General features: G+C 69.3%; 5 protein-coding genes. 4 read left to right on the top strand and 1 reads right to left on the bottom strand.

Annotation, left to right across the window (positions count from 1 at the left end; translation table 11 throughout):
* The 3 genes from G3I65_RS02930 to G3I65_RS02920 form a co-directional block, all read left to right on the top strand.
* Nucleotides 1-526, top strand: a 526-nt coding sequence (locus G3I65_RS02930; protein ID WP_160694479.1) for a DDE-type integrase/transposase/recombinase, incomplete at its 5' end; no start/stop codon positions are given.
* A 21-nt stretch (nt 527-547) separates the two neighbouring features.
* The gene (locus tag G3I65_RS02925; RefSeq protein WP_163046633.1) at nt 548-1,312 is read left to right on the top strand and encodes a thymidine kinase; all 765 of its coding nucleotides are present in this window, start codon (nt 548-550) and stop codon (nt 1,310-1,312) included.
* Nucleotides 1,313-1,538: 226 nt separating this feature from the next.
* Entirely contained in the window at nt 1,539-1,886 is a 348-nt protein-coding gene (locus G3I65_RS02920; protein ID WP_003081521.1) for an RNA polymerase-binding protein RbpA, read from the top strand.
* A 170-nt stretch (nt 1,887-2,056) separates the two neighbouring features.
* Here G3I65_RS02920 and G3I65_RS02915 read toward each other — a convergent pair whose 3' ends face one another.
* Complete coding sequence (locus G3I65_RS02915) at nt 2,057-2,668, bottom strand: NUDIX domain-containing protein (RefSeq protein WP_160694477.1); 612 nt, start codon at nt 2,666-2,668, stop codon at nt 2,057-2,059.
* Nucleotides 2,669-2,716: 48 nt separating this feature from the next.
* On the opposite strand from G3I65_RS02915, the gene G3I65_RS02910 reads away from it, so the two are divergent.
* Nucleotides 2,717-3,466, top strand: a complete 750-nt coding sequence (locus G3I65_RS02910; RefSeq protein WP_160694475.1) for a DeoR/GlpR family DNA-binding transcription regulator — start codon at nt 2,717-2,719, stop codon at nt 3,464-3,466.
* Nucleotides 3,467-3,475 lie beyond the last annotated feature (9 nt).

Below are 3,475 nucleotides of genomic sequence, written 5' to 3'. Positions count from 1 at the left end.
CCTCGGCCGGCAGCAAGGCGAGCGCAACAAACGCGCCACGCCAGGCTTGCCCCGCGGCGCGGACTACAAGCCCCGCACCGGCACCGCGTTCGTGCACACCGTCATCGACGACCACTCCCGCGTCGCCTACGCCGAAATCCACACCGACGAAACCGCGGTGACTGCCACCGCTGTCCTGCGCCGGGCCGTGGCCTGGTTCGCCGATCTAGGCGTGACTGTCGAACGCGTGTTGTCCGACAACGGCTCGGCCTACCGGTCCCACGCTTGGCGCGAAACGTGCGCCGAGCTGGGCGTTATCCCGAAACGGACCCGGCCTTACCGGCCTCAGACGAACGGCAAGATCGAACGTTTCCACCGGACCCTGGCCGACGGGTGGGCCTACGCCCGCTTCTACCCGTCCGAGAGTCTGCGGCGGGCGGCGCTACCGGACTGGCTGCACTTCTACAATCACCATCGACCCCACAGCGCAACCGGCGGCAAGCCGCCGGTCACCCGGCTGACCAACCTCCCCGGACATCACATCTAGGCCCCGATAGGGTCGGCTGTCGTGACCTTTGTGAACGACCGGGCCGCCGGCCCCGACCCCACGGACGCCCTGTCGTCGGTCCCCGCGGCCGGTTCGCGCCGCGGTACGCCGCCGGTGGGCAGGCTGAAGTTCTGCTACGGGCCGATGGACTGCGGAAAGTCGACGCTCGCGCTGCAGATCGACCACAACCACGCCCGGCAGGGCCGTCGGGGCCTGATCCTGGTGCGCCACGACCGTTCGGGCGCGCCGCAGATCTCCAGCCGGATCGGCTTGACGCGGCAGGCGGTGGAGGTCGTCGAGGACACCGATGTGCGGGACCTGGTGCGGCAGGAGTGGGCGCGGGGGCAGCACGTGGACTACGTCGTGGTGGACGAGGCGCAGTTCCTCTCCCCCGCGCAGGTCGACCAGCTGGCGGAGCTGGCCGACGAGGTCGAGATCGACGTGTACTGCTTCGGGATCGCGACGGACTTCCGGAGCCGGTTGTTCCCGGGTGCCGCTCGTCTGTTCGAACTGGCGGACGAGCTGCAGCCGGTCCAGGTGGAGGTGCTGTGCTGGTGCGGGCTGCCCGGGCGGTTCAACGCGCGGGTGGTCGACGGCGAGGTCGTGCGCGAGGGCGATACCGTCGTGGTGGCAGATACCGAACAATCCGTAGTTGAAACTTCAGCTTCAGCACGTTTTGAGGCCGAATTCGCTACGGTGCGTTATCAGGTATTGTGTCGCCGCCACTTTCGATCGGGTGACTTGGGGCCGGTTACTGCCCATCACGGTCAGTTACGGTTGACCTGAGTCAGGCCCCAGTAGCCCATCCGGGGGATATCAGCACTAAGAAGGCCGTATTGACGTCACGCCGGAGCGCGAAACGCCTCCTACTAGAGGAAGCTGATCCCGGCGGGTGACGCAGCTCATCGTGAGCAACGACATGGTGTCCCGGGAATCCCCGGGGGCCCCGAGTCGTTGCATAGGGTGAGCATCACCCTGGCTCCACCCCGGAGCTGACTGAAAGGACCCCACTATGGCCGACCGTGTTCTTCGTGGAAGCCGGCTGGGAGCGGTCAGCTACGAGACCGACCGCAACCACGACCTCGCTCCACGCCGCACCGTGCGCTACGCATGCCCGAAGAACCACGAGTTCGAGGTGCCGTTCTCCGACGACGCCGAGATCCCGACGGTCTGGGAGTGCCGCCTGCACGGCAGCGAATCGGAGATCGTCGACGGCGGGCAGCCCGAGCAGAAGAAGGTCAAGCCGCCGCGCACCCACTGGGACATGCTGCTGGAACGGCGCACGATCCCCGAGCTCGAGGACCTGCTCAACGAACGTCTCGCCGAGCTGAAGGGCCGCCGGACCTCCCGGTCCGCGTAGTCCTGCCCGGCCCGTAGCCACCGCTCCCACCACAACGGAAAGGCCCCCGCGACCTCCCCCCGCGGGGGCCTTTCGCCTACCCGGACCCGGGTCCGCCGCCTTGGCGATGTAGTGAATGACTCATTCATGTCGTCTGACGACATGAATGAGTCATTCACTACATGCGGGGGTCAGTGGTGCGGGCTGAACGGGCCCTGCAGTGCCGCCCACTGCAGGAGCATGATGGTCTTCGCGTCGGCGATCTCCCCCGTGCCGATCATCTTCAGCGCGTCCTCGAACCGCAGTTCCACCACCTCGATGTCCTCCCCCTCCTCGGCGATCCCGCCGCCCGCGCCCCGGTCGGCCGGGTCGTACGGCGCCGCGTAGCAGTGCAGGCGCTCGGTGACCGAGCCCGGGCTCGTGTAGACGTCGAACACGTGCTCCAGCGCACCGATGCGGACGCCCGTCTCCTCCTCGGCCTCCCGCCGGATCGCCGTCTCCGCGTCGTCGGTGTCCAGCAGGCCCGCGGCCGTCTCCAGGAACATGCCGTCGGGGTGGTCGTTGACGTAAACCGGGTAGCGGAACTGGCGGGTCAGCAGCACGGTCCCGCCGACCACGTCGTAGAGCAGGACCGTGGCGCCGTTGCCGCGGTCGTAGGTCTCCCGCTGCTCGGTCGTCCAGCGGCCGTCGCGGTGCTGGAACTGGAACGTCGTACGGCGCAGGACGTACCAGGCGTCCGACAGCAGTTCGACGTCGGTGACCCGGACGCGCGGGTTGCGGGACAGGCTTGTCGGAGAGGTCATGGCGCGACCATAATGTGCACGAGCCGGAAGAAACAAGGAGGATCGTGCATGTTGGTCGGGGAACGCCGTGAACTGCTGCTCGCCCGGCTGGCGGCCGAGGGCAAGGTGCTGGCGAAGGACGTCGCCGCCGAACTCGGGGTCTCCGAAGACAGCATCCGCCGGGATCTGCGCGACCTGGCCGCGGCCGGGCTGTGCCAGCGCGTCTACGGCGGGGCGCTGCCCGTCTCCCCCGCGGTCGCCGACTACGCCGGGCGGGCGGCCATCGCCGTCGACGGGAAGGACCGGGTCGCCGCGGTCGCCGCCGGGCTGGTCCGGCCCGGGTCGACCGTCATCCTCGACGGCGGCACGACGACGCTGGCCGTCGCGAACGCCCTCCCCCGTGACCTCGAAGCCACCGTCGTCACCCACAGCCCGACCGTCGCCGTCGCGCTGCTCGGCCACGCCGGCGTCGAGGTCTTCCTGCTCGGCGGCCGGCTGTTCCGGCACTCCGCGGTCACCTGCGGCGCCGCCGCGGCCGAGGCCGCCCAGGCGATCAGCGCCGACGTCTTCCTGCTCGGCGTCACCGGCGTGCACCCCGAGGCCGGGCTCACCACCGGGGACGCCGAGGAAGCCGCGATGAAGCGCACGCTGGCCCGGCGCGCGGCCGACACCTACGTGCTGGCCAGCGCCGAAAAGCTCGGCACGGCGTCCCGGTTCACCGTGCTGCCCTTCACCGACGTCGCCGGCGTGATCACCGACTCCGACGACCAGAACGTGCAGGAACTTGCAGCTCGGGGTGTGCCGATCCTGCGGGCGTGACCTCGGTGA

The sequence above is a fragment of the Amycolatopsis sp. SID8362 genome (genome assembly GCF_010550475.1).
Taxonomy (GTDB): domain Bacteria; phylum Actinomycetota; class Actinomycetes; order Mycobacteriales; family Pseudonocardiaceae; genus Amycolatopsis; species Amycolatopsis eburnea.
The sequence above is the reverse complement of the archived record's forward strand: the minus strand, read 5'-3'. Positions and strand labels throughout refer to the sequence as shown.